The 23,565-nt window shown below is 36.8% G+C and carries 23 protein-coding genes and 1 tRNA gene; 18 read left to right on the top strand and 6 right to left on the bottom strand.

The window, feature by feature from the left end; genetic code table 11:
• Positions 1-82 precede the first annotated feature (82 nt).
• Both F9U64_RS16430 and F9U64_RS16425 read left to right on the top strand, forming a co-directional pair.
• The gene (locus F9U64_RS16430; protein WP_153405999.1) at positions 83-1,000 is read left to right on the top strand and encodes an aldo/keto reductase; all 918 of its coding nucleotides are present in this window, start codon (positions 83-85) and stop codon (positions 998-1,000) included.
• Positions 1,001-1,146: 146 nt separating this feature from the next.
• Positions 1,147-1,818, top strand: a complete 672-nt coding sequence (locus F9U64_RS16425) for an NAD(P)H-dependent oxidoreductase (protein WP_153405998.1) — start codon at positions 1,147-1,149, stop codon at positions 1,816-1,818.
• Positions 1,819-1,879: 61 nt separating this feature from the next.
• Here the strand turns inward: F9U64_RS16425 and F9U64_RS16420 are convergent, their stop codons facing one another.
• Complete coding sequence (locus tag F9U64_RS16420) at positions 1,880-3,070, bottom strand: M14 family metallopeptidase (protein ID WP_153405997.1); 1,191 nt, start codon at positions 3,068-3,070, stop codon at positions 1,880-1,882.
• Between the two features lie 142 nt (positions 3,071-3,212).
• On the opposite strand from F9U64_RS16420, the gene map reads away from it, so the two are divergent.
• Positions 3,213-3,953, top strand: a complete 741-nt coding sequence (map, locus tag F9U64_RS16415) for a type I methionyl aminopeptidase (RefSeq protein WP_153405996.1) — start codon at positions 3,213-3,215, stop codon at positions 3,951-3,953.
• Positions 3,954-4,017: 64 nt separating this feature from the next.
• On the opposite strand, the gene F9U64_RS16410 is transcribed toward map, so the two are convergent.
• Both F9U64_RS16410 and F9U64_RS16405 read right to left on the bottom strand, forming a co-directional pair.
• Complete coding sequence (locus F9U64_RS16410) at positions 4,018-4,626, bottom strand: TetR/AcrR family transcriptional regulator (RefSeq protein ID WP_194287414.1); 609 nt, start codon at positions 4,624-4,626, stop codon at positions 4,018-4,020.
• A gap of 9 nt (positions 4,627-4,635) precedes the next feature.
• On the bottom strand, positions 4,636-5,370 hold the full coding sequence (locus tag F9U64_RS16405) for a GTP pyrophosphokinase (protein WP_153405994.1): 735 nt from the start codon (positions 5,368-5,370) through the stop codon (positions 4,636-4,638).
• A 161-nt stretch (positions 5,371-5,531) separates the two neighbouring features.
• Here F9U64_RS16405 and F9U64_RS16400 point away from each other — a divergent pair, with 161 nt between their 5' ends.
• Positions 5,532-6,227 (top strand): carboxylesterase family protein, encoded by a 696-nt coding sequence (locus F9U64_RS16400; protein ID WP_228275768.1) that lies wholly within the window; start codon positions 5,532-5,534, stop codon positions 6,225-6,227.
• 151 nt (positions 6,228-6,378) lie between these two features.
• Positions 6,379-7,788 (top strand): NADP-dependent phosphogluconate dehydrogenase, encoded by a 1,410-nt coding sequence (gene gndA, locus F9U64_RS16395; RefSeq protein ID WP_153405992.1) that lies wholly within the window; start codon positions 6,379-6,381, stop codon positions 7,786-7,788.
• 377 nt (positions 7,789-8,165) lie between these two features.
• Here gndA and F9U64_RS16390 read toward each other — a convergent pair whose 3' ends face one another.
• Complete coding sequence (locus tag F9U64_RS16390; RefSeq protein WP_228275767.1) at positions 8,166-9,386, bottom strand: ROK family transcriptional regulator; 1,221 nt, start codon at positions 9,384-9,386, stop codon at positions 8,166-8,168.
• 281 nt (positions 9,387-9,667) lie between these two features.
• Between F9U64_RS16390 and F9U64_RS16385 the strand changes: the two genes are divergently transcribed.
• From F9U64_RS16385 to zupT, 9 genes are all read left to right on the top strand, one after another.
• On the top strand, positions 9,668-10,591 hold the full coding sequence (locus F9U64_RS16385; RefSeq protein WP_153405991.1) for an AEC family transporter: 924 nt from the start codon (positions 9,668-9,670) through the stop codon (positions 10,589-10,591).
• A gap of 70 nt (positions 10,592-10,661) precedes the next feature.
• Positions 10,662-11,930 carry a nickel pincer cofactor-dependent isomerase, group 22 gene (locus F9U64_RS16380; RefSeq protein WP_153405990.1) on the top strand — a complete coding sequence of 423 codons (1,269 nt, stop codon included), beginning with the start codon at positions 10,662-10,664 and terminating at the stop codon, positions 11,928-11,930.
• A 19-nt stretch (positions 11,931-11,949) separates the two neighbouring features.
• Positions 11,950-12,720: a glucose 1-dehydrogenase gene (locus F9U64_RS16375; RefSeq protein WP_153405989.1), complete on the top strand. Its 771-nt coding sequence runs from the start codon at positions 11,950-11,952 to the stop codon at positions 12,718-12,720.
• A gap of 36 nt (positions 12,721-12,756) precedes the next feature.
• Positions 12,757-13,566, top strand: coding sequence for an ATP-dependent sacrificial sulfur transferase LarE (gene larE, locus F9U64_RS16370; RefSeq protein WP_153405988.1), 810 nt, complete (start codon positions 12,757-12,759; stop codon positions 13,564-13,566).
• A gap of 90 nt (positions 13,567-13,656) precedes the next feature.
• Complete coding sequence (locus F9U64_RS16365; RefSeq protein ID WP_153405987.1) at positions 13,657-15,120, top strand: gluconokinase; 1,464 nt, start codon at positions 13,657-13,659, stop codon at positions 15,118-15,120.
• Between the two features lie 16 nt (positions 15,121-15,136).
• Positions 15,137-15,883, top strand: a complete 747-nt coding sequence (larB, locus tag F9U64_RS16360; protein ID WP_153405986.1) for a nickel pincer cofactor biosynthesis protein LarB — start codon at positions 15,137-15,139, stop codon at positions 15,881-15,883.
• Positions 15,884-16,224: 341 nt separating this feature from the next.
• Positions 16,225-16,707: a PH domain-containing protein gene (locus F9U64_RS16355; protein WP_153405985.1), complete on the top strand. Its 483-nt coding sequence runs from the start codon at positions 16,225-16,227 to the stop codon at positions 16,705-16,707.
• Positions 16,700-18,145 carry a PH domain-containing protein gene (locus F9U64_RS16350; RefSeq protein ID WP_228275766.1) on the top strand — a complete coding sequence of 482 codons (1,446 nt, stop codon included), beginning with the start codon at positions 16,700-16,702 and terminating at the stop codon, positions 18,143-18,145. Before F9U64_RS16355 ends, F9U64_RS16350 begins: the two co-directional genes overlap by 8 nt.
• Positions 18,146-18,389: 244 nt before the next feature.
• Positions 18,390-19,205 (top strand): zinc transporter ZupT, encoded by an 816-nt coding sequence (gene zupT, locus F9U64_RS16345; protein WP_153405983.1) that lies wholly within the window; start codon positions 18,390-18,392, stop codon positions 19,203-19,205.
• A gap of 28 nt (positions 19,206-19,233) precedes the next feature.
• On the opposite strand, the gene F9U64_RS16340 is transcribed toward zupT, so the two are convergent.
• Positions 19,234-19,368: a lmo0937 family membrane protein gene (locus F9U64_RS16340; RefSeq protein ID WP_153405982.1), complete on the bottom strand. Its 135-nt coding sequence runs from the start codon at positions 19,366-19,368 to the stop codon at positions 19,234-19,236.
• 293 nt (positions 19,369-19,661) lie between these two features.
• Here F9U64_RS16340 and F9U64_RS16335 point away from each other — a divergent pair.
• From F9U64_RS16335 to F9U64_RS16320, 4 genes are all read left to right on the top strand, one after another.
• Positions 19,662-19,735: transfer RNA gene (locus F9U64_RS16335), tRNA-Gly, on the top strand.
• Between the two features lie 118 nt (positions 19,736-19,853).
• Positions 19,854-21,557 (top strand): ABC-ATPase domain-containing protein, encoded by a 1,704-nt coding sequence (locus tag F9U64_RS16330; protein ID WP_153405981.1) that lies wholly within the window; start codon positions 19,854-19,856, stop codon positions 21,555-21,557.
• 14 nt (positions 21,558-21,571) lie between these two features.
• Positions 21,572-22,714: a tRNA epoxyqueuosine(34) reductase QueG gene (gene queG / locus F9U64_RS16325; protein WP_153405980.1), complete on the top strand. Its 1,143-nt coding sequence runs from the start codon at positions 21,572-21,574 to the stop codon at positions 22,712-22,714.
• Positions 22,715-23,227, top strand: a complete 513-nt coding sequence (locus F9U64_RS16320; RefSeq protein ID WP_228275765.1) for a methylated-DNA--[protein]-cysteine S-methyltransferase — start codon at positions 22,715-22,717, stop codon at positions 23,225-23,227.
• A 40-nt stretch (positions 23,228-23,267) separates the two neighbouring features.
• Here F9U64_RS16320 and F9U64_RS22660 read toward each other — a convergent pair whose 3' ends face one another.
• A complete protein-coding gene (locus F9U64_RS22660; RefSeq protein WP_194287413.1) occupies positions 23,268-23,423 on the bottom strand; it encodes a hypothetical protein in 156 nt (51 codons plus the stop codon).
• Positions 23,424-23,565: the final 142 nt, after the last annotated feature.

The following is a 23,565-nucleotide window of genomic DNA, read 5'->3' as shown; positions in this document are numbered from 1 at the left end:
TTAGGATTACAGAACTGATTAATCGCTTACAATAATCATTTATGATAAAATGAGTCTAAATTTTAGAGTAGAGGTGACAACAATGAAAAAATTAGAGCTAGGGAAAAGTGGTTTACTTGCAAGTGAAATTTCGCTTGGTTGTATGCGAATCGATCAATTGTCTACTCTGGAAGCTAACAAAGTGATTGAAAATGCGCTGGAACTTGGCATTGATTTTTTCGACCATGCAGATATTTATGGTGGTGGGAAGTCTGAAGAAATATTTGCAGATGCAATAAATATGACTCCTGCAGTACGAGAAAAAATGGTTATTCAAACAAAATGCGGGATACGAAAAGGCTTCTTTGATTTTTCAAAAGAACATATTATTGATTCGGTTGAAGGAAGCTTGAAACGTCTGAAAACAGAGTATATAGATGTATTATTACTTCATAGACCAGATACACTTGTGGAGCCGGAAGAGGTTGCTGAAGCATTTAACCAATTAAAACGTGACGGTAAGGTGCGACATTTTGGTGTAAGTAATCATAACCCGATGCAAGTAGAACTATTGAAAAAATATGTTGATCAAGATTTAATTGCGAATCAATTACAGTTAAGTATGATGTTTACACCGATGATTGATGCTGGTCTAAATGTCAATATGCTGCATGAACCAGCTATCGTTCGAGACGGGAGTATCCTGGACTACAGTAGAGTTCATGATATGACTATCCAGGCATGGTCACCGTTTCAACATGGATTCTTTGAGGGTGTTTTTGTTGATAATGATCAATTTCCTGACCTAAACCAAAAATTAGCTGAATATGCTGTAACAAAAGGTGTAACAAAATCAGCGATTGCTATTGCATGGATCCTGCGTCATCCGGCGCGTATCCAGCCGGTTGTCGGGACAATGAATGTCGAGCGGTTGAAGGATATAGCCAAAGCATCAGAAGTTACTTTAACACGGGAAGAATGGTACGAATTATATCGGGCAGCAGGAAATAAATTACCATAAAAAGGATACAAACTCAGATAAGCGAGAGTATCCTATCCAATCTCCATACTAGACACATCGAGATCATTATGAGATGGAAAGCAAATTAATAGTTCATCCCAGAATGCCGATGTATAATGAAAGTGTGATTATTTGGAGGTGGAAATATGGATAAGAAGCAAAAAAAGAGCGAGATAGTTGAAGCTTTTCATTTTCGACATGCTACTAAAAAATTTGACCCGAACCAAAAGATCTCTACAAATGACTTTCGCTTTATTTTAGAAGCAGGATACCTGTCACCCAGCTCTTTTGGGATTGAACCATGGCGTTTTCTCATAGTACAAAATGAAACACTCCGTCGTAAGATAAAAGATATCTCCTGGGGTGCCAAAGGAAAAATAATGGATGCAAGTCATTTTGTTATCTATTTATCCAGAACGCAAAAGGACTTAAAGTATGACGCTGATTACTTAAAAGATCATTTTCTAACTATTCACGAATATCCCGGTGATCGAGTAGAAGGTTTACTATCCATGATTGAAAACTTCCAAAAAAGTGATTTTGAACTAACTGATGAAAGAAGAATATCTGATTGGGCAAGTAAGCAAACGTATATAGCCTTAGCTAATACGATGACAGCCGCCGCGCAAATCGGGATTGATTCATGTCCGATTGAAGGATTTTCGATCAGGGAAATGAACGAATTTTTGAGAGAAGAGGGACTGTTAGAGGATGATTCATTCTCCATTTCAGTCATGGCTGCATTTGGTTACCGTGAAGCAGAACCAGCTGCCAAAAAAAGAAGACCATTACATGATGTGATTAAATGGATAGAATAGAAGCAGGTAAATAGATTTTCTCTATTTATCTGCTTTTTTCTTATTATCACAAAGTCTTATCTTATAAATATAAAGTAGCTAACATGATTCCTAACGTTTCTTCATAGATTTCATTAAATTGGCCAATAGGTAATGGGTTAGTTCCTTCACCTAATTCCACGGTAAAACCTGGTTTTCGGAACTGTTGAATAAACCAGTCTTTATATCCCGCATAGCTATCAACATACTGTACAGGCAAATAGCCGCTAACTCGCTGATATTCATTTACGATCGTCTCAGATTCAGGTGGTTCTAATCCTTCAAAACCCCAAAAAATCACTTCTCCCTGGGTGTGAAAGGCATTCATTATATCAAAATTCCTCTCTCCGGCGAGTTGAGCCATTGCAATTGCTTCTGGCTCTGTTAATGGCTGGTATCCCGGAAAATCTCTTGGACTTGGAGAAGTTGGTTTTCTAGCAGCTTCTGTCTCCCATAATGCTGGATATTGATTATTGAGATCAACTCCATTGATATTAGCTTTCCAATTACTGAAATCAGCATTTTGCCCATTTATTTGTAAAACATTCTCGCGTAAATTACCGGCAGCTTCTGCACCATTTAATACAAGGTTTACACCATCTGGATTCACCATTGGAACGAAAGATAACCGTACTGTATCAAAAAAAGGGAGAAGATTAAGTCCTCTGATTGGCTGGTAGTTAGTTAGTGCCAGTGCATATTGATTAATAAACCGCATGATAACAGGTGTTGTAATCCACTCATTAGCATGAAAAGATCCATTTATGTTACGAATACTCTGCCCATTCCCTATTTCTAATTCGACAAGATCTTTATTTAAGACGGAATTTCCAATAGACCTCCTGCGGATAAATGGATAGATGGAAATAAGTTGATTAATATCCTTGATCATTTTTTCATATGTATACTGATTGATATCTGTGACGATGAGATTGGTAACTCGTACAGGTATAAGTATTTGTTGCCCGATTTGAAGATAAGAAGCTTGAACAGCTGGATTCAGTAAAAATAAGCTATCTACAGGAATGTTAGTATTTTGCGCAATAGTCCAAAGTGTATCATTTGCTTGTATTGTATAGGATTGAGTAACATACCCAGGAATATCAAGCTGCTGTCCAATATAAAGCTGAGCAGGTGATACAGATGGGTTAGATGCAATAATCAGTGATAATGGAACATTAAATAATTGACTGTAATACCATAATGAATCCCCTTGTCTTACACTAATTCTCATTATTGCCCTCCTCGTATGGAACTGTATTACAGCATATGAGCAAATAGAGGTTCTCATTACTTTTTTGACTTAATTGAATATTTTAGCAAGATGGTAGATAATAAATGAATAAAGAAAAAGAATATGCAGAGGAAGGTTTACAATGATTGCAAAAACGGAAGAAGACATTAAAGGTTTAAAGGAAATAGGAAAGATAGTAGCACTGATAAGAGATGAAATGGTACAAAGAACTGTTCCGGGAATTACTACAAAAGAACTTGATCTAATCGCTAAAGAGCTCTTTGAGCAAAATGAGGCACTATCTGCGCCAAAGGGAGAATATGATTTTCCAGGATTTACTTGTATCAGTGTAAATGAAGAAGTAGCACATGGCATTCCAGGTGATCGGGTTATTGAAGATGGTGATTTGGTTAATATAGACGTTTCTGCATCTAAAAATGGTTATTTCGCTGATACAGGAATTTCTTTTGTCGCAGGAACAGGTACTGCATTACAACACAAACTGTGTGAAGTGGCACAGAAAGCATTCGATGAAGGTCTGAAACATGCTAATCCAGGATCAAAAATAAGTGACATAGGTCATGCAGTACATGAAACGGCAAAGCAAAATGGACTAACAGTTATTAAAAACTTGACAGGGCACGGGATAGGGAGAAAAATCCATGAAGCACCAGACCATATTTATAACTTCAAAAATACTTGGGATGATGAGGTTCTAAAAGAAGGAATGGTTATTGCATTTGAACCATTTATTTCTTCATTAGAAGAAGAGGTATTTCAGGATGAAGACGGATGGACCATTGCAACAGAACAAAGTCTTGTAGCACAAGTTGAGCATACACTTATCCTTACGAAAAATGGACCGATTATTACTACGCGATAAATGGAAGATTTGAAGATTGGTCTCCTCCTGTTAAGGGGGAGGCCATCATTTTAATTCGCCAACCTTACCTTCGTTCAATTACCCCATTTTTGACTAATTCAAGCTGTGCACGGTAATTTTTTAATGCCAGCTCTAATGGCAGATCCTTGGCATATTTTTGAGTCATCGCATGAACCGTAATGGTTGATAATAATTTCATTAATTGACTAAATTCATTTTGAGCTGCTGATTTTAATTGTTTGAAGTCAACAATTTTAGTGATCTGATCAAAATGGCCTTTCTTTTTCTCATCCGTAAAAATATTTGTGAATGAATCTTCCATGCGGTGATTCATATTTAATAGCACATTTTTAAAGAAGCGGTAGTTTTCTTCATCAGAAATGATGACTTGAAAAAAATCAACCATTGCTTCAAAAAGGTTACCATCATGCTTCTTCAATATCCATAAAAAAGTCTCAATAGTAATACTGATATGTTGATCAAACAGATAATAAAATGCATCTTCTTTATTATGAAAGTACTGATAAAAGCTGCCTCTCGGTATATTTGCATATTGAATAATATTGCTAATTGACGCATCTGTTAAAGGTACGTGCGAAAACTCTTTTTGCAATGCTTCTATCAGAGTATGTTTCTTCCCTGAAGGTAAATTGAAAAATGTAGTCTTTGGCAATTCGGTCACTTACTCCTTTCCATGATCTGAATCATTTAATAAAGGCAGGATAAGATCTGCCGGAAACGGAAAGGCTTCTTCATTTGTCAATGTTTGACCATCTGCTTCTTTTAATACATTAATCTCACGGTGAATTCTTTCCATCTTCTCATCTAATTGATTGGCAGAAACAGCGGCATCTTTTAATTCCTTTCTCAAGTGTGCAGGAATTTCCTTATTATATTTATAATAGATTTTATGTTCCAGACTTGCCCAGAAATCCATTGCAATAGTACGAATCTGGATTTCCGTATATATATTTTCCACACGGTCTGACATAAAGATCGGTATTTGAATGATTAAATGGAGACTTTTGTAACCATTAGGCTTCGGATTTTGGATATAATCTTTTTTCTCAATAACAGTAATGTCTTTTTGTTTTTCTAACATCTGGGCTATTTTATAAATATCATTTACGAACGAGCAGGTTATGCGAATTCCAGCTATATCTCTAATATTTTCTTGAATAGACGGAATGTTTAATGTAAGTTTCTTCTTTTTCACTTTGTTAATAATGCTTTCAGGTGATTTCACACGTGATTTTACATGTTCAATCGGATTATAATCATGTACATATTCAAATTCCTGTTTCAATATATTAATCTTTGTATTTATTTCTTCCAAGGCAAATTCATAAGCCATCATAAATCTCATTAACTCTGTTCTGATTTGTTTGAAATCGATGTTAGTCGGATTAATTTGCATGAGTTACGGACCCCTCTCCTATAAGTGACACTGTGTCATATATTTAATGATAGATGACAGACTGTCATAAGTCAAATGGCAGAAATGTAACTGAGAAGTTCTGTTTCTGCAATTAATTGATATAATACAATTATTAAATACTCTTAGCGAGGTGAAACATCTTGCAACTTCAGAAGGAATTTAGACAGGATCATTTTTATTTTCCCTATCTTTTACACATTCCTGACCAGCCAAGAAAATCAGAAGAACAAAAACTGCCATTAATTTTCTTTTTACATGGAGCAGGTGAAAGAGGTACTGACCTTGAATTGGTAAAAAATATAGGGATCCTAAAATTTATAGATGATAAAGATGACTTTCCATTTATTGTTGTGGCACCGCAATGTCAAGATGGTTCTTATTGGACCGAAGCATTGGATGGACTTGTTGCATTGTTAAAGAAGATAGTGATGGACTACTCAGTAGATACAAACCGAATATATTTGACAGGGCTTAGTATGGGAGGTATTGGTGCATGGAATCTCGCACTAAAGCACCCTCATTTATTCGCAGCATTAGTGCCAGTTTGCGGTTCTGTATTGTTGCCGGAACATAGACGATCAGAATTTAAACAATTAGTAGCACCAGAGAATTTATGGAGCAGTATGGATGTACTGAAAGATATGCCGGTTTGGGCTTTCCATGGAGACAGAGATGAAGTTGTTCCGATGGATGAAACTGTGCAATTAATAGAATATTTAAAAAAATGTAATAATAATGTCCATTTAACCATTTATCCGGGAGTAGGTCATGATTCCTGGACACCTGCCTATCAGACTGAGCATTTATATACTTGGTTAGGAAAACAAGCAAGGTGAAAATATAGATACTAAATGGACTGATAACCGGGCAAGCATCTGCCCGGTTTTTCATTATACTACTTGAAAATAATCCAGAAAAAGATTAGTATAGAAAATATAATTTGTTTACCAAACAAACTCAAATGCAAATACAAGGAGGATGAAGGACTTGGCAAAACAACAAGTAGGTGTAATAGGCCTTGCCGTAATGGGGAAGAACTTAGCGATGAATATTGAAAGCAGAGGATATTCAGTAGCTGTTTTTAACAGATCCTATGACAAAACGGAAGCGTTTTTACAGAATGAAGCAAGTGGAAAGAATTTTACAGGAGCGAAAACAATTGAAGAGTTTGTTCAATCATTAGAAACTCCTCGTAAAATATTGCTGATGGTCAAAGCTGGACCAGCAACTGATGCAACGATCGAATCATTAAAACCATATCTTGAAAAAGGTGATATCATCATTGATGGAGGGAATACGCTATTTACTGACACCATTCGCCGGAATAAGGAATTGGATGATACTGGTATTCACTTTATTGGAACAGGTGTATCAGGTGGAGAAGAAGGCGCGTTGAAAGGACCTTCGATCATGCCTGGAGGTCAAAAAGAAGCCTATGACTTAGTTGCTCCAATCCTTGAAGCAATTTCTGCAAAAGTGGATGGAGATCCATGTGTAACATATATTGGACCAAATGGTGCAGGACACTTTGTTAAAATGGTACATAATGGAATCGAGTATGGCGATATGCAATTAATAGCTGAAGCTTACTATATCTTGCAAAATGTAGCAGGATTAACTACTGATGAACTGCACGAAGTATTTACAGAGTGGAATAAAGGCGAATTAGACAGTTATCTAATTGAGATCACTGCTGACATTTTTACGAAGAAAGACGATGAGACTGGCAAACCATTAGTTGATGTGATCTTAGATACTGCTGGTCAAAAAGGTACTGGTAAATGGACAAGCAAGAATGCTCTTGATCTAGGTGTTCCCTTACCATTAATTACTGAATCAGTATTTGCTCGTTTCATTTCGGCATTAAAAGAAGAGCGAGTTGCAGCAAGTAAACAATTAAGCGGACCGTCTATTCAGTATAATGGTGACAAAAAAGCACTTATTGAGTCCGTTCGAAAAGCATTATATATGAGTAAGATTACTTCATATGCGCAAGGTTTTGCCCAGATGCGTCAAGCTTCTGAAGAAAATGGCTGGGATTTAAACTATGGCGAAATTGCGATGATCTGGCGTGGCGGATGTATCATTAGAGCACACTTCCTGCAAAAAATCAAAGAAGCTTATGATCATGATCCTAAACTTGCCAATTTAATGCTGGATCCATACTTTAAAGAGATTGTGGAAGGTTACCAGTCAGCACTTCGTGAAGTAGTATCTGTAGCAATTGCAAATGGTATTGCTGTACCAACATTTGCTAGTGCAATTGCTTATTATGACAGTTACCGTTCCGAAAACCTTCCGGCAAATCTAATTCAGGCCCAACGTGACTATTTCGGAGCGCATACGTATCAAAGAAAAGACAAAGAAGGCGTCTTCCACACAGAGTGGATGAAATAATAAACAGAAATAAAAAGAGACTGCGACAAAACTATTTTATGGCGATAAAACCCGAACTTTAAACTAAAAGTTCGGGTTTTTGTTCATGTAAAAAGTTAGCTCATATGTCGCTCCGTCAAAACACTTCGCTTTCACCACAGGGCACAAGTGCAACATCTACTCAAGCACAAACCGCTTTCCTAGTGTTTTCTTTGCCGCGGGCATCGCTTCTACTTCCTCAAAAAAGCAAAAACCGCTTTTTCTGCGGGATTTTCAGCTGATGATATTCCCGCAGGAGTCTCTGTGTTTTACTGCGCTTAGTATGTGCGTTCATCTCTTGATTATAGTATCGTTCGTATTTTGGGTTAACATTATTAGTTATGTCCCGGCCTCTTTTATTATGCACTTATACTGTTATTAGTGTCCGATAATGATAAACTCGGTAAATCAAGGAATTTCTGAATACCAAAAGCACAAGCACCGACAACTGCCGATTTTGCTCCTAACCCTGAAATTACAATCTCCCGGAAATAGGAAACAGAGGAAGTTAGTTGTTTGTTAATTTCCTCCAAAGAACCATTATAAGACTTTAATATTGGACTATTCAACACAATCATTTCGGGATTATAAAGATTAATAATATTATTGATACCTATTGAAATATCCGTAATCCATGACTGCAGTGCAGTCATAATTTGAGGATTTTCCTTATCGATTAACCTTTTTACATCTGAATGGGTATCTACTCTCCTGTCTAATATACGATTAGCACATTCGAAAAAAGCAGGTTCCGAAGCGTATCTTTCCCAACACCCTTCATTTCCGCAGCGACATGGTTTCCCTTTCGGATATACAATCATATGGCCCATCTCTCCAGCATACCCATGAAAGCCCCGGTGCAATTCTCCATTTATGATAATTCCCGCCCCTATTCCTGAGGCAAGATTAAGCAGCATGATATTATCACTATTATGATAGTGAAACACCTTTTCAGCATATACTGCTAAATTTGCATTGTTTTCAATTCTGATATTTTTAATCCCTCTAGTATTTAAATCATGTTTAAGATTTTTATCCCTCCATTGATAACTTGGTATAAAATGAATCATTTCATCATTGGATACCGTTCCATGGATGGCAATACAGGTTTGGGCCAAGCCAAACTTAGCATGACTGAATTCTTGTTCATACCGCTTAATCCTATTAGCAACTATATTAACAATGTCCTCATATATATCTGTCTGCAAATCAACCTTCTCATATTTAACAGTATCTCCTTTAAGATTTGTAATATTAAATAAAATCTGGTTATAGTCCAAATCTATCCCAAGAAAAAATGCAGCGCTTTCATTGATGGAAAGCATAATAGGCCTTCTACCGACTGCGTTGTGCTCTTCTCTCGTTTCATATATTAACTCATCATGAAGAAGGTCATTTACTTGAACAGAGATAGTGGCTTTATTTAAACCAGTAACTTTTGCTAAGTTTGCACGTGAAATTTTCGATTTTTCAAAAATTACGTTTAATATGTATTGACGATTTATTTTTTTTATATACGCTCCATCACCCGTTAACATAACAACCCCCAAAAAAACATTATTTATTTGTTTATAAAACAAATTAAAACTGCAATCTTTTTAATCAGTATAACAAATAACTGATTGTATTACCATAGCATAATAATTTGTTAATAGAAGATGTTAATTATTTGTTAGTATTGCCATAACATGTAATTGTATATACGGCATATTGCATAAAAGGTTATATTCTATGAGCAGATCTATGCAAATATTGTCGAGTTAAACTTATAGGAAGATTAGTATTTTCTTTTTATAATTAGTATGCTAATATATTTATAACAACGTTGTTATTCTCTTTTTTTATGAGAAGGGAGGCTGTTATGTCAGAGTTCTTAATCATCTTCAAAGATATTATACTCCCCGTTTTTTTACTAATGGCAATAGGATATGTTTTATACAAGAAATTTAGATTAGATGTATCCACCTTAGCAAAATTAAATATATATTTTGTTGTACCTGGCTTTATATTTGTTAGGTTATATGAAGCGACATTTGGGTTGGAATTATTTATGAAGGTACTTGGCTTCTTCATCTTACTTGTTATACTCTTGTATGTAATAGCATTTATCATTGCGAAAATCATGCAGATTACCGGCAGTAAACGGAATACGTTTGCAAACAGTGTGATGTTTTTTAACTCGGGGAATTATGGGGTGCCAGTGAATGACCTGGTATTTAAGAGCGATCCTTTTGCAATGTCCATTCAGGTAATTATGTTAACTTTGCAAAATATCTTTTTATTTTCTTACGGTATATTTACATTAAGAGCAGGGAATGAGGGGAAACTTCAGGCAGCACTCGGTTACTTTAAAATGCCAGTATTATATGCTATGTTAGCAGGTGTTTTATTAAATGCATGGAATATAAAAGTTCCTGATCCTGTATGGGTATCTGCTAATTATATCGCTGATGCCATGATAGCGCTGGCTCTATTGACTTTAGGGGCACAGGTGGCAAAGCTGGAATTCAAAAAAGGCTTGATTTCTGTTTATATCAGTATCCTTATACGGTTAATTGGCGGCCCTGCCGTTGCTTTAATTATTATTTGGATATTCCAATTAGACGGTATAATGGCTCAAGCATTATTTATTGCTTCAGCAATGCCTACATCAGTTAATAGTGCAGTTATTGCAGAGGAATATAAAAGTCATCCAGATTTTGCAGCGCAAACTGTATTATTTTCCACTGTTTTTAGTATGATAACAGTAACAATAGTAATATATTTATCACGTATCTTTTTCTGAAATGATTAATTTGAGCGATAAACAAATTAATGCTATACTATTTTATAGATTTAGTGGAGGAGTGAAACTAATGAGTATACTGGATGAGCTAGTTCAAGATATACCTATTCCCAAAATGGTCAAGGTGAAGCAGAGTTTTGATAATAAGCAAATTAATGATTTAAGTAAAGAATTGAATAAGCAGTTTGATCATAAAAACTTAGAAAGTCAGATTAAACCGGGAATGGAAGTTGCTGTAGCAGTTGGATCAAGAGGGTTGGACCGGTTAGTCGAGTTGACGAAAGTAACCATTGACTTTTTGAAAAAGCATGGTGCGAAGCCATTTATTGTTCCATGTATGGGAAGTCACGGCGGTGCTACAGGACCTGGGCAGAAAGCTGTATTAGAACATCTGGGTGTGAAAGAAGAAGTAGTTGGTGCAGAGATTCGCTCCTCAATGGAAGTAATTCAAATCGACCAACTTGAAAACGGTTTACCTGTATATGTTGATAAGATTGCTTCAGAAGCTGATGGTATTGTTGTAATAAATCGAGTAAAACCACATACAGCATTCCGAGGACCTGTTGAGAGTGGCATTATGAAAATGATCAGCATTGGTCTTGGAAAGCAAAAAGGAGCAGAAGCTTGTCACCAATTAGGCTTTAAACATATGGCAGAACATGTTCCTGCAATGGCGAAGATTATTATTGATAAAATGCCAATTATGTTTGCAGTTGCGACTGTAGAAAATGCATTTGATAAGATAGCAAAAGTTGAAGTGTTATTACCTGAAGAGATCGAAGAGAGAGAGCCGGATTTACAAAAGTTATCAAAAGCCACTTTACCTAAGCTGTTCTTTGATCAAATTGATGTTTTGGTTATAGATGAGATCGGAAAAAATATTAGCGGGGACGGAATGGATCCTAATATTACCGGGCGTTATCCAACGCCATATGCGTATGGCGGTCCTGAAGTAAGCAAAATGATTGTATTAGATTTAACGGAAGAAACAGAAGGAAATGCGAATGGTGTAGGAACTGCGGATTTTACTACACAAAAATTAGTTGACAAGATGGATACTACCACAACATATGCGAATGGTTTAACATCAACGGTTGTAGGACCGACACATATTTCTACAGCTATGCCTTCTGATAAAGCCGCTATTCAAGCAGCAATTAAAACATGCAATATTCTGGATTTTACTAAAGTAAGAATTGTAAGAATTAAAAACACTTTGGAGATCGGCGAGATTGAAGTGTCAGAGAATATGTTAGCAGATGTTGAAAATAATGAGAACTTAACAAAGATCTCTGAATTGTATGATTTTAACTTTAATGGAGATGGAGATTTAGTCTAATTAGAGAGGGGAAAAGTATATGAGTAAATTATTTGATTTAACAGGGAAAGTAGCAGTAGCACTAGGGGGAAACAGTACGTTAGGAGCTTCGATTGCAAAAGGTTTAGCAGAGCATGGTGCTAAAGTGGCCATAGTAGGTCGTAATCTTGACACAGCAAATGAAGTGGCACAAGAGATTAATAAGGATGGAGGACAAGCAAAAGCATTTCAGGCAGATGTTAGTGATTTATCTACAGTAGAGAAAGTTGCTTCTGAAATTGAAGCATGGTCAGGCGGCTGGGATATTCTGTTGAATGCACCTGGTATGAACAGTACAACTCCATTCCTGGATTTAGCAACAGAAGAATGGGATAAAATAATGGATGTCAACTTAAAAGGAATCGTTTTTGCTACTCAAATTTTTGCCAAAAAAATGGTGGAACAGGATCGTGGAGGAAGTATTATTAATATTTCATCCGTTTCATCCACTACGCCTTTATCAAAAGTATTCACATATTCAACATCCAAGGCTGCTATGAATAGTGTGACTCAATACTTAGCGCGTGAATTTGCGCCAAACAATATTCGCGTTAATGCAATCATCCCCGGCTTCTTCCCGGCAGAGCAAAACCGCAAGATCTTAAGCGAAGAACGTGTTAATTCTATTATGAACCATACACCAATGAATCGATTCGGTGAACCAGAAGAATTGCAAGGTGCGGCTGTTTATTTAGCGTCAGATAAAGCGAGCGGTTTTGTGACTGGAACATTTATCAGAGTTGATGGCGGTTTTGGTTCGATGACTATATAATGGGAATTACAGAAAGAAAAGTAAGGAGGAGATAGAATGGATAGTAAGAGAAAATACGAAACATTGACTTCTATTCTCCAAGATATGAGGAAAGTTGTTGTTGCCTTTTCAGGTGGTGTTGACAGTACTTTCTTATTAAAAGTTGCGGTAGACACACTAGGTGTTGAAAATGTATTGGCTGTAACGGCTGATTCAGAGACATATCCAACAAGTGAGTTAGAAGAAGCCAGAAAGCTTGCAGAACATATTGGTGCCAGACACCAAGTAATCGAAACGAGTGAATTAGCCATCCCTGGCTATACAGAAAACAACTTAAATCGCTGCTATTTTTGCAAAAACAGTTTATTCGATCATTTAGTACCGATAATGCAGGAAAAAGGATTTACTAATATTGTGTACGGTGTGATTGCTGATGATATGAATGAATTCAGACCAGGGATGAAAGCAGCAAAAGAACAAGGGGTACGCGGACCGCTTCAGGAAGCGGATCTGTTTAAAGATGAGATTAGGGAATTATCGAAGGAAATGGATTTACCAACATGGGATAAACCATCATTTGCTTGCTTATCCTCCAGAATTGCGTACGGTGAAAAAATAACACAAGCAAAATTAACCAAGGTAGATCGTTCGGAAGCATTCTTAAAAAAAATTGGGTTACGTCAAGTCCGTGTGAGAACTCATGGTGATATTGCCAGAATTGAAGTTGAACCACAAGATATGGAATTGTTACTTGCTAATCATCAAAGAGTAACAGAGACTTTACAAAGTTATGGATATAAGTTTGTGACGATGGATCTTGTTGGATATAAAAGCGGTAGTATGAATCAAGCACTAAAAAAAGCCTAAACTGTTGAAAAGCTTTGGATCATTCCAAAGCTTTTCGTGTTAATATAGTTGTAAAGATTCATTTGCGTATTTACAATGGAGGGAATTGGAATGAGGGAATTAGTAATAGGGTTAGACTTAGGCACAACAAGTGTTAAAGCAGTTGCATTTGACTTGAAGGGTAATGTGATGGAAGAAGCAGAACAATTAATTGAAACTATTTATCCTGAAGATTCTTATGTGGAACAAAACCCTGATATAATTGAAAAACATACACGTGAAGTACTTACAGATATATTTAAGAAAACGAAGAACGAAAAAGTACTGTCAATCGGTATATCTTGCGCCATGCACTCCCTGATCTGTGTTGACGGAAACGGTGAGGCATTATCCAATATGCTGATATGGTCTGATGGTAGAAGCAGTGAATTAGTTGAAAATATGGATGAAGATTTAAAAAGAAGCATCTATTCCAAAACTGGCACACCAATTCACCCAATGTCTCCATTACTAAAGTTAATGTGGATGAAGGAGAAGAATTATGAAGCCTATCAAAAGGCAGATTATTTCATGTCTATGAAGGAGTACTTTATTTACAAATGGTATGGAAAACGAGTAATTGACTATTCAATGGCTTCAGCAACAGGTTTAATGAATATAAAGTCATTAAACTGGGATGAAGAAGTTTTACATTTAGCTGGAGTGAAAAATGAGCAGCTTTCTGAAATCGTTGCCCCAACATTTATTATGGATGGTCTGAAACCAGAATTAGCTGCTGAAATGAAATGGCCGACTGGCGTAAACTTAGTAATTGGTGCTGCTGACGGGCAACTTGCCAATTTAGGGAATGGCGCAATCAAACCAGGAGAAGTTGCTGTGTCGGTGGGGACCAGTGGTGCCATTAGACAACTGATTGAAGGGCAGCATGTTAATGAAAATGGTGAAACATTCAGTTACGCATTTACAGAAAATACATCAATCATTGGCGGTCCGACAAACAATGGCGGGATTGCTTTACAATGGTTAAAAGATATCATGGAATTCACAGGTACCCATGAAGAATTTCTCAGCGGTGCAGAGCATGCATCAATAGGTTCAGCTGGCCTGCTGTTTGTACCTTATGTAAATGGTGAGCGTGCACCAGTATGGAATCAAAAAGCACGTGGAAATTTTTATGGCTTAAATATTACCCATCGCAGACCACACCTTGTAAGAGCTGTTCTTGAAGGAATTGTATTTAATCTCTATCAAATTGGACAATCTTTAGAAGCAATTGCAGGTAAGCCAACAACTATCTCTGTTAATGGCGGGTTATCGAAATCACCATTATGGGTCCAGATAATGGCGGATGTTTTTGGAAAAGAAATTCAGTTAGCAGATACTCATCATGGCGCTGCATGGGGGGCAGGATGGACAGCACTTGTTGCGATCAACAAAGTAGCTTCCTTTGAGCAAATTAAAGAAAATATACCAATTGACCAAGTGATTCAGCCGAATATGGAGAATCACGAAGAATATCAAAAGATTTTTGCTCGCTATCAACAAATAGCAAAAGATATTGAAAAATATTTCTAAATTAGGTTGTGACGAAATGTTAGAAGAGATATTAAAACAAGTAGCATTAGGTGAAATGAGTGCAGAAGAAGCCAAAGAACAGCTGGCGACATTTGAAAATCTTGGTTTTGCCAAAGTAGATCACCACCGAAAAAAACGTCAGGGCTCTCCTGAAGTTATTTTTGGAGAAGGGAAAACTTCGACACAAATTATCGATATTTCCCGGGCAATGATTACAAAAAAAGAAGACATTTTGGTAACCAGAGTAAATAAAGAAAAAGTGGAAGAGATTCGTCGAGAATTGCCAGAATTCCAGTATCATGAGATTGCTAATCTTCTTTTTATGAAGAACACAAAGGATACAGTTAGTTCGAAAGGGTATATTGCAATAGTCTGTGCAGGGACATCGGATTTAGCTGTTGCCGAAGAAGCCGCATTGACTGCTGAAGCGTATGGAATAGAGGTCAGAAGGTTTTACGATGTAGGAGTAGCTGGCATCCATCGTCTTTTCGCCCATATTGATGAGATCAGGCAAGCGACTGTTTCTGTTGTTATTGCAGGTATGGAAGGCGCACTGCCAAGTGTTGTAGGGGGACTTGTATCACATCCAATTATTGCTGTACCAACAAGTGTAGGGTATGGAGCGAATTTCCAAGGATTATCAGCATTATTAACAATGTTAAACTCTTGTGCTTCTGGGATTAGTGTAGTGAATATAGACAACGGCTTTGGTGGTGCCTATAACGCTGTACTAATTCATCGCTTGGCGAATAACAGCAAATAAATCTAAAAACCGAATGTAGAAACAATGGATATACTTCATTTTACTTATAAGTTCTTAAATAACTAATAATGTTACCCCAAGATACGAACGATGCCATAACCAAGAGATGAGCGACATATGAACCAACCTTTTACATGAACAAAAACCCGAACTTTTAGCTGAAGTTCGGGTTTTATCGCGGAAAGATAGTGTTGTCTCAGCCTCTTTTTCGCATATAATAAAATTTTCGTTATGCTGGTGTTCGAAATAAAAATATTAGAAACAGTAATTCTCTTATAAATGAAACATTTTCTCGAGTTTTTCGTATAAAAAGAAAAGGTGTAAAAGGAAGGAGTTTTTTGATGAGAGAACAACCATCTGAGAGAATAGCAGGAGATGCCATTAAAGCTTGGCAGTTAACCGCCCATCTAGTTGCACTTATTCCATTAGTATTAGGAATTGCTGCAATTATTGCTTCCAATTATTTCGATTTCATCTCTTATTGGATTGGTATCGGTTTGCTAATATTTACTGTAATAGAATGGATAATCACAGCTTTTGTTATTCCTAACTTACGCTGGAAACGTTGGCGTTATCAAATATATGATCAGGAAATATATATTCAGCATGGGATAATTATTGTTACGAGAACGGTTGTGCCGATGATCAGAGTTCAGCATGTAGATACAGAACAAGGACCGATATTAAAGAAATATCGCCTCTCCACATTGCAAATATCTACAGCAGCTACGAAACACGAAATTCCAGCATTGTTAGAAGAAGAAGCTGCGAATTTGCGTGACCAAATCTCAGAATTAGCGAGGGTGGAGCAAGATGATGTCTGAGCCAAAACGATTACATCCTGTATCAGTGGTATTCTCCATCATTCAAACTATTCGAAAATCAATTTTTAGTTTTTTGCCAATCATCATTTTAGCGCTTGGTAATGGTGAATGGCTCTATATAGCTATTGGTGCAGTTATTTTTGCTGCCATCATTATCATTGTCAGTATATTATCATGGTTCCGCTATACCTACCAGTTAGAGGAAGACCAGATTAGAATTGAACAAGGTATTTTAGTAAGAAAGAAAAGAACGATATCCAAACATAGAATTCAGTCAATCGACTTGACACAGAATATCATTCATCGAATTTTCGGACTGACCAAGGTACAAATTGAAACAGCTGGCAGTGATCATAAAATTGATGCATCACTTCACGCGGTAACAATGGAAGAAGGGAAAATTGTACATGATCAATTAAAGTACAATAAGAAGATAATTAGTCAGGATATGGATACAGAAGAAGAGGAATCTCAAACAGTCACAGAGAAAGTCTATCCATATGAAAAAATCTCCCCTAAAGCATTGTTTATCGCAGGTTCGACCTCAGGAGGATTTGGGATAATCTTAGGGTTGTTCGGCTTGGCTTTTTCAGAGTTAGAAACATTCATTCCTGATCATCTCTATACTCAAGCTTCTGATTGGATTTTTTCACAAGCTTTGCAAGTCCTGATTATATTGGCTGTTATTACATTAATCATTCTGTGGGGTCTTGGCATACTTGCTACAATTATCCAGCATTGGGATTTTACGATTACAAGATATGAAAAAGAATTATTTATAACAAGAGGTTTACTAGAGAAGAAACAATCAACCATTCCACTAAAAAGAATTCAAGCAGTTGGGATGAAAGAATCTATTATCCGCCAACCACTAGGCTATGCAACAATGTATGTAGAAATTGCCAGTGGGGAAATTGGTCAAAATGCGGAAACTCATACCTTGTTATATCCACTTATAAAAAAGAACCAAGCTAGAGAGTTTCTGGCAAAACTTTTACCAGAATATGAATACACGCAGGAAAAATGGACAAAGTTGCCTAAACGTGCATTGCCATATTATTTACTTCGAAATACCATTTTTCCATTACTTGCCACAATAGCTGTTTTCATTTTCTTCAGGGAATGGATAATTGTTCCATTAGCTGCTGTTGTTTTAGCTGGTATACTTGGATATTTTCAATATAAGACAATTGGCTACCGACTGGAAGGTGAGAATCTTCTTATTCGAAATCGATTGCTAGGTCGCGACACCGTATTAGTGAAACATAAACGTTTGCAGTCATTTCAGAAAAAACAGCATATATTACACAAAAAACAGCATCTGGCAACACTGGATACAGCTATACTAAGTAAATTTGTTGGTCGGCATCTTGTGATAAGAGAGTTAGAATTAAAAGACTTGGACACAATTGCTGACTGGTATTCATACAGAGATTAGAAAAAACGCTCATAATCACATGAGCGTTTTTTACACGTCTCCTGGGAATAGGTGCAGGAATTATTAGAAAAAACGAGTGTCTTCCTTATTAGTATATGATTAGAAAATGATGAATTATGTTGTAAAAGATTGACGGATTTTTAGATGAGGGGTAATATGTTTCGTATGTGAAACTTTTTACTGAAACTGCATATATTACGTTAACTGGTTATCTCACTACACAGGAAGAGGTGTATATTCTCTTATGACAGAAGTAGATGGTATTTTAATAGCGTTTGGATTAACATTAATGGCAGGGCTTGCAACAGGTGTTGGCAGTTTACTAGCTTTTTTTACATCCACTACAAATACAAAGTTCTTATCATGGTCGTTAGGTTTCTCGGCTGGTGTAATGATTTATGTCTCCATGGTGGAAATCTTCTTCAAAGCACAGGATGCATTAGTAGCAGCAAAAGGGGATGTATTAGGACAATGGCTGACAGTGATAGGTTTCTTTGGCGGTATGTTGTTAATTGCCCTTATTGATAAATTTATTCCTTCTCATGGCAATCCTCATAATTTGAAAAAAGTTGAAGAAATGAATGATAAAAATGCACATAAAGGTGATGCAGCATTAATAAAGATGGGGACATTTACTGCATTAGCGATTGCTATTCACAATTTCCCTGAAGGGATTGCAACATTTACAGCTGCTCTTCAGGATCCGGCATTAGGCTTTGCGATTGCTGTTGCGATTGCTATTCATAATATCCCAGAGGGAATCGCTGTATCTGTTCCCATTTATTTTGCTACAGGGGATAAAAAACGGGCATTTAGACTTTCGTTTTTGTCCGGTTTGGCAGAACCAATAGGTGCCTTAATCGCCTTTTTATTTTTAATGCCATTTTTGAATGATTTAATGTTTGGTATTATTTTTGCGGCTGTCGCGGGTATTATGGTTTTTATATCACTGGATGAACTGCTTCCGGCAGCGAAGAAATATGATGAGACCCATAAATCTATTTATGGATTAATTACAGGTATGGCCGTAATGGCAGTTAGTCTCTTACTATTTATTTAAATAAGAAAAGCGGCCAAAGCCGCTTTTCTTATCTTCGGATCATTTTGTAGATGAATACGATTAGAGCGACAACTAGCAAGATATGAATTAGTCCGCCTGCGAAATCTAATAAAAACCCTACAATCCAAATTAAAAGTAAAATACCAATAATTGTCCAAAACATTCTGTTTCGCCTCCTGTCATAACTAATATTTCTTTTATGATACCCTTAATAAATTCATTTAAACTTTTTTAAAAAATCACTTGCAATAAATATTCTTGATTGTTATAATAATAAACGTGGTTTTGTTAAGAAATTGTAAAAAAATGATGAATACTTAGTAAAAATGTAGATTTATATAACGCATCCACCGAATATTCTTCGAGTTGCCCCGAAGAATTGACTTCTTAGAATAAGCTGGCAGATGCAGGGGTATGAATTGCGTGCAGTAGATGATGATATAATATTTTTAACATGCGGGTGTAGTTTAGTGGTAAAACCTCAGCCTTCCAAGCTGATGTCGAGGGTTCGATTCCCTTCACCCGCTCCATACATAGGTGTGAACGTAGTGTTTCGTTTTAAATGAAGCATTACGTTTTTTATTTGCCTGAAATACATCCTAAAAGGTATCCTGTAAAAAGAAACAATAAATAAGGAGATTTGATAGTATGGAGAAATTACAAAAGCTGTTACGTAACATCGATGGAAAAGGTTATAAGGCATATAAATCTATCCAAGGAAATTATAAGTTTTCTAACTATCGATTATCCATTGATTATGTGCAAGGAGACCCATTTGCTTCTCCATCTAAAATTAGAATAATTGTGCCAGACACTGCTCGGCCGATCAGAGATACTTGGAAGGCTACAAATAAGCGAAAAGTCTATATTTGTGACCGGATAACCAGAAAAGTAGCAGAAGCCATTCAGAAAGAATCGAATAATGCAAGAGGTTCCGGGAAGAGTGGATTAATCTTTATAGATGATCCCGGCCAGGAGATATTAGAAAGAACGGCTGTCATAGCGGGTGAGAGTGATCTTACAATCTGCCTTTCTATCGGATTACCTGCGAATGGCAGAAGAATAAATGGAAAAGAGGCAGAGAAGCTGTTGATGAAAATGATCCCATCCATCATGCAAAGATCTGTCTTTGCCATTTCGGATAAGGAATTGATCGACACTGTTCAATTAGCTGACCAACATACAGAAATCAGGAAAAAAATGAAAGAAAATGGCTGGATCGCATTTATTGCAGATGGATCAATATTGCCTAGACAGAGCGGCATTAATAACAAACCATTAAAAGGTGCTATTCCATTCAAAAGTCCTGAAGAGAATAAAGTAGAAATAACAGTTCCACACAATGATAAACCATTAACAGGCATGGCATTAAAACAAGGCATCAGCCTAATTGTAGGTGGTGGCTACCATGGGAAAAGTACTTTGTTACAGGCAATAGAAAGAGGTGTTTATCATCATATTGCTGGTGATGGACGAGAATATGTGTTAACTGATCCACATGCGGTAAAAATCAGGGCAGAAGATGGGAGACAAATCACTTCTGTGAATATATCACCATTTATCAATGATTTGCCTCATGGACAGGATACAAGACAATTTACAACAGCAAATGCCAGTGGGAGTACCTCACAGGCTGCCAATGTTGCAGAAGCGATAGAGGCAGGTGCATCCACTTTATTAATTGATGAAGATACGAGTGCAACTAATTTCATGATACGTGATGCCAGGATGAATGCACTGGTAAATAAAAAGAATGAACCAATAACTCCTTTTATTGATAGAATTCAGCAATTGTATGATCAGCTAAATATCTCAACCATCATGGTAATGGGAGGATCAGGAGACTATTTTGATGTCAGCGATGATGTCATAATGATGGATCAGTACTTGCCGTACAATGTGACACAAGAAACGCAATTAATCATACGCGAGTATCCCTTGTTCAGACAAGCTGATTCAGTAAACATCAATTATAGATGGAATGAACGAATTTTTTTGCCTAATAGTTTAGAGTTAAAAAAAGGAAACAAAAAGAAAGTGCAGGCAAGAGGGCTGAATAATATACAGATGGGAACAACAACAATAGAACTGAGTAATTTGGAACAGCTTGTGAATAGCTCTCAGACTAATGCCTTAGCAGAAGTGATTCGTTATTTAGATGATAATCATATTCTTAATATGGGAATGACTTTAAAGGAAATATTAGATTTTTTAGACAAGAAAATCAGTGAAACAGGTCTGCAGGGATTGGCGCAGTATCCAGATCAACATCCAGGTGATCTGGCTAGACCAAGAAGATTTGAAGTCGCGGCATGCCTTAACCGGATACGCACAGCAAAAGTGAAAAATTAGAGGAGGTGAGTGTAATGGCATATGAGAAGTTGAAAGAGGAAATCATTACATTTAGTAAAGAGATAGGGATTGATAAAATAGGTTTTGCAAGTGCAGCACCATTTTCCCAGTTAAAGGCTAGATTAGAAGAACAGCAGTCACTGGGTTATGCATCAGGTTTTGAAAAAGGAACGATCGAAGAACGAACAGAGCCGGCACGTCTAATGCCTGGGGCAGAGTCCATTATTGCTATTGCACTCGCATATCCAACAAGAATTAAAAATGGGCCAAAAAGTGTAAAAGGTGACAGGCGTGGAATGTTTTGTCGTGCCTCATGGGGAACAGATTACCATATTGTCCTTCAAGACAAATTAACAAAACTTGCCGAGTTTATCAGCGGAAAAGTAGAAGGTTTTGTTTGTAGATCCATGGTAGATACAGGGGAATTGTCAGACAGAGCGGTTGCTGAAAGAGCAGGGATTGGATTTAGTGGTAAGAATACACTCATGATTGCTCCTGAACTAGGATCATACATTTACCTGGGAGAAATGATCACAAATATTCCAATTCCCCCCGACCAGCCTCTAGAAGATGGCTGCGGAGATTGTACGAAATGCCTAGATGCTTGTCCAACAGGGGCACTCGTTGAACCGGGAAGATTGAATTCTCAACAATGTCTCGCCTTTTTAACTCAAACAAAAGGTTTTCTGCCTGAGGAACATCGTGACAAGCTGGGAAACTTAATTTATGGATATGAAACCTGTCAAGTTGTCTGCCCCTATAATAAAGGAATTGATTTACATTATCATGAAGAATTCGAACCAGATCCTGAATTAGTTAAACCTCGCCTTGTTGATTTATTAACTATCTCCAATCGTGAATTTAAGGAGAAGTTTGGCAAAATGTCAGGTTCATGGCGAGGAAAAAAGCCGATTCAGAGAAATGCAATACTGGCACTTGCTCATTACAAAGAGACTAGTGCACTGGAAGAGCTGTTTCACTTAATGGAAAATGACCCAAGACCGGTGATACGCGGTACTGCTGCATGGGCAATTGGAAAAATAGGAGAAGAAAAAGGTTTTGAAAAAATTAAAAAAGCGTTACAAACCGAAGAGGACGAAGAAGTAGTAGAGGAAATGAAAAAAGGTTTGGCATTTCAGAAGCAGGGAGTGAAATAAGTGGATCAACTTTATTACATGGAGATGAAATCACCGATTGGGCAGTTAACAATTGTAGGGGAAAATGAGACAATTTTTGCTCTTGAGTTTGGATCTTTTGCTGAGAAAAAAGAGAAATTGCTGAAATGGTGCCAAAAACATGAACTCCCTACAATAATAAAGGATGACCAACAGCAGTTGGCCAGTGTCCAAGAACAAATAACCGAATACTTTAAAGGAGAGAGAGTTAACTTCTCCTTAAAATATGTGTTATTCGGTACAGAATTCCAAAAAAAAGTCTGGAATGCATTATTGCAAGTCCCATATGGGCAAACACGGTCGTATAAGCAAATTGCTGAAAGTTTACAATCACCTAAAGCTGTAAGGGCAGTTGGAGGTGCCAATAATAAGAACCCGATTTCCATCATTATTCCTTGTCACCGTGTAATTGGCGCAAATGGCAACCTTGTTGGTTATGGTGGCGGTTTAGACAAAAAAACATATTTACTTGAGTTTGAAAATAGGAAGGGGTAAGGATTCATACAATCCTTACCCCTTATTATGTTAATTTTAATTACTCAGCAGCTGGATCTTCTGTTGTTTGTTCTTCATTTGTTTGTTGTTCTTCATTTGCTGGATCTTCTGTATTATCACTTTCTCCCCCACATGCTGTAAGTATACCTGCTGAAAAAATCGCTGCTAATAACAAAGATAACCATTTTTTCTTCATTGTCCACCCCTCCTTTCTATCAATCTATAATACCCGAAATCGATAGAAAAAATTATCAATTAATCAATTTTTAACAAATTTAACCTTATATTTACAAAAGAAAAGAGTAAGCAATATTATTGCTTACTCTTCCGATTAGTAA

It is taken from the genome of Gracilibacillus oryzae, assembly GCF_009498735.1.
GTDB lineage: Bacteria > Bacillota > Bacilli > Bacillales > Amphibacillaceae > Gracilibacillus > Gracilibacillus oryzae.
Note: the sequence above shows the minus strand (reverse complement) of the source record. Positions and strands in the feature narration are given on the sequence as shown.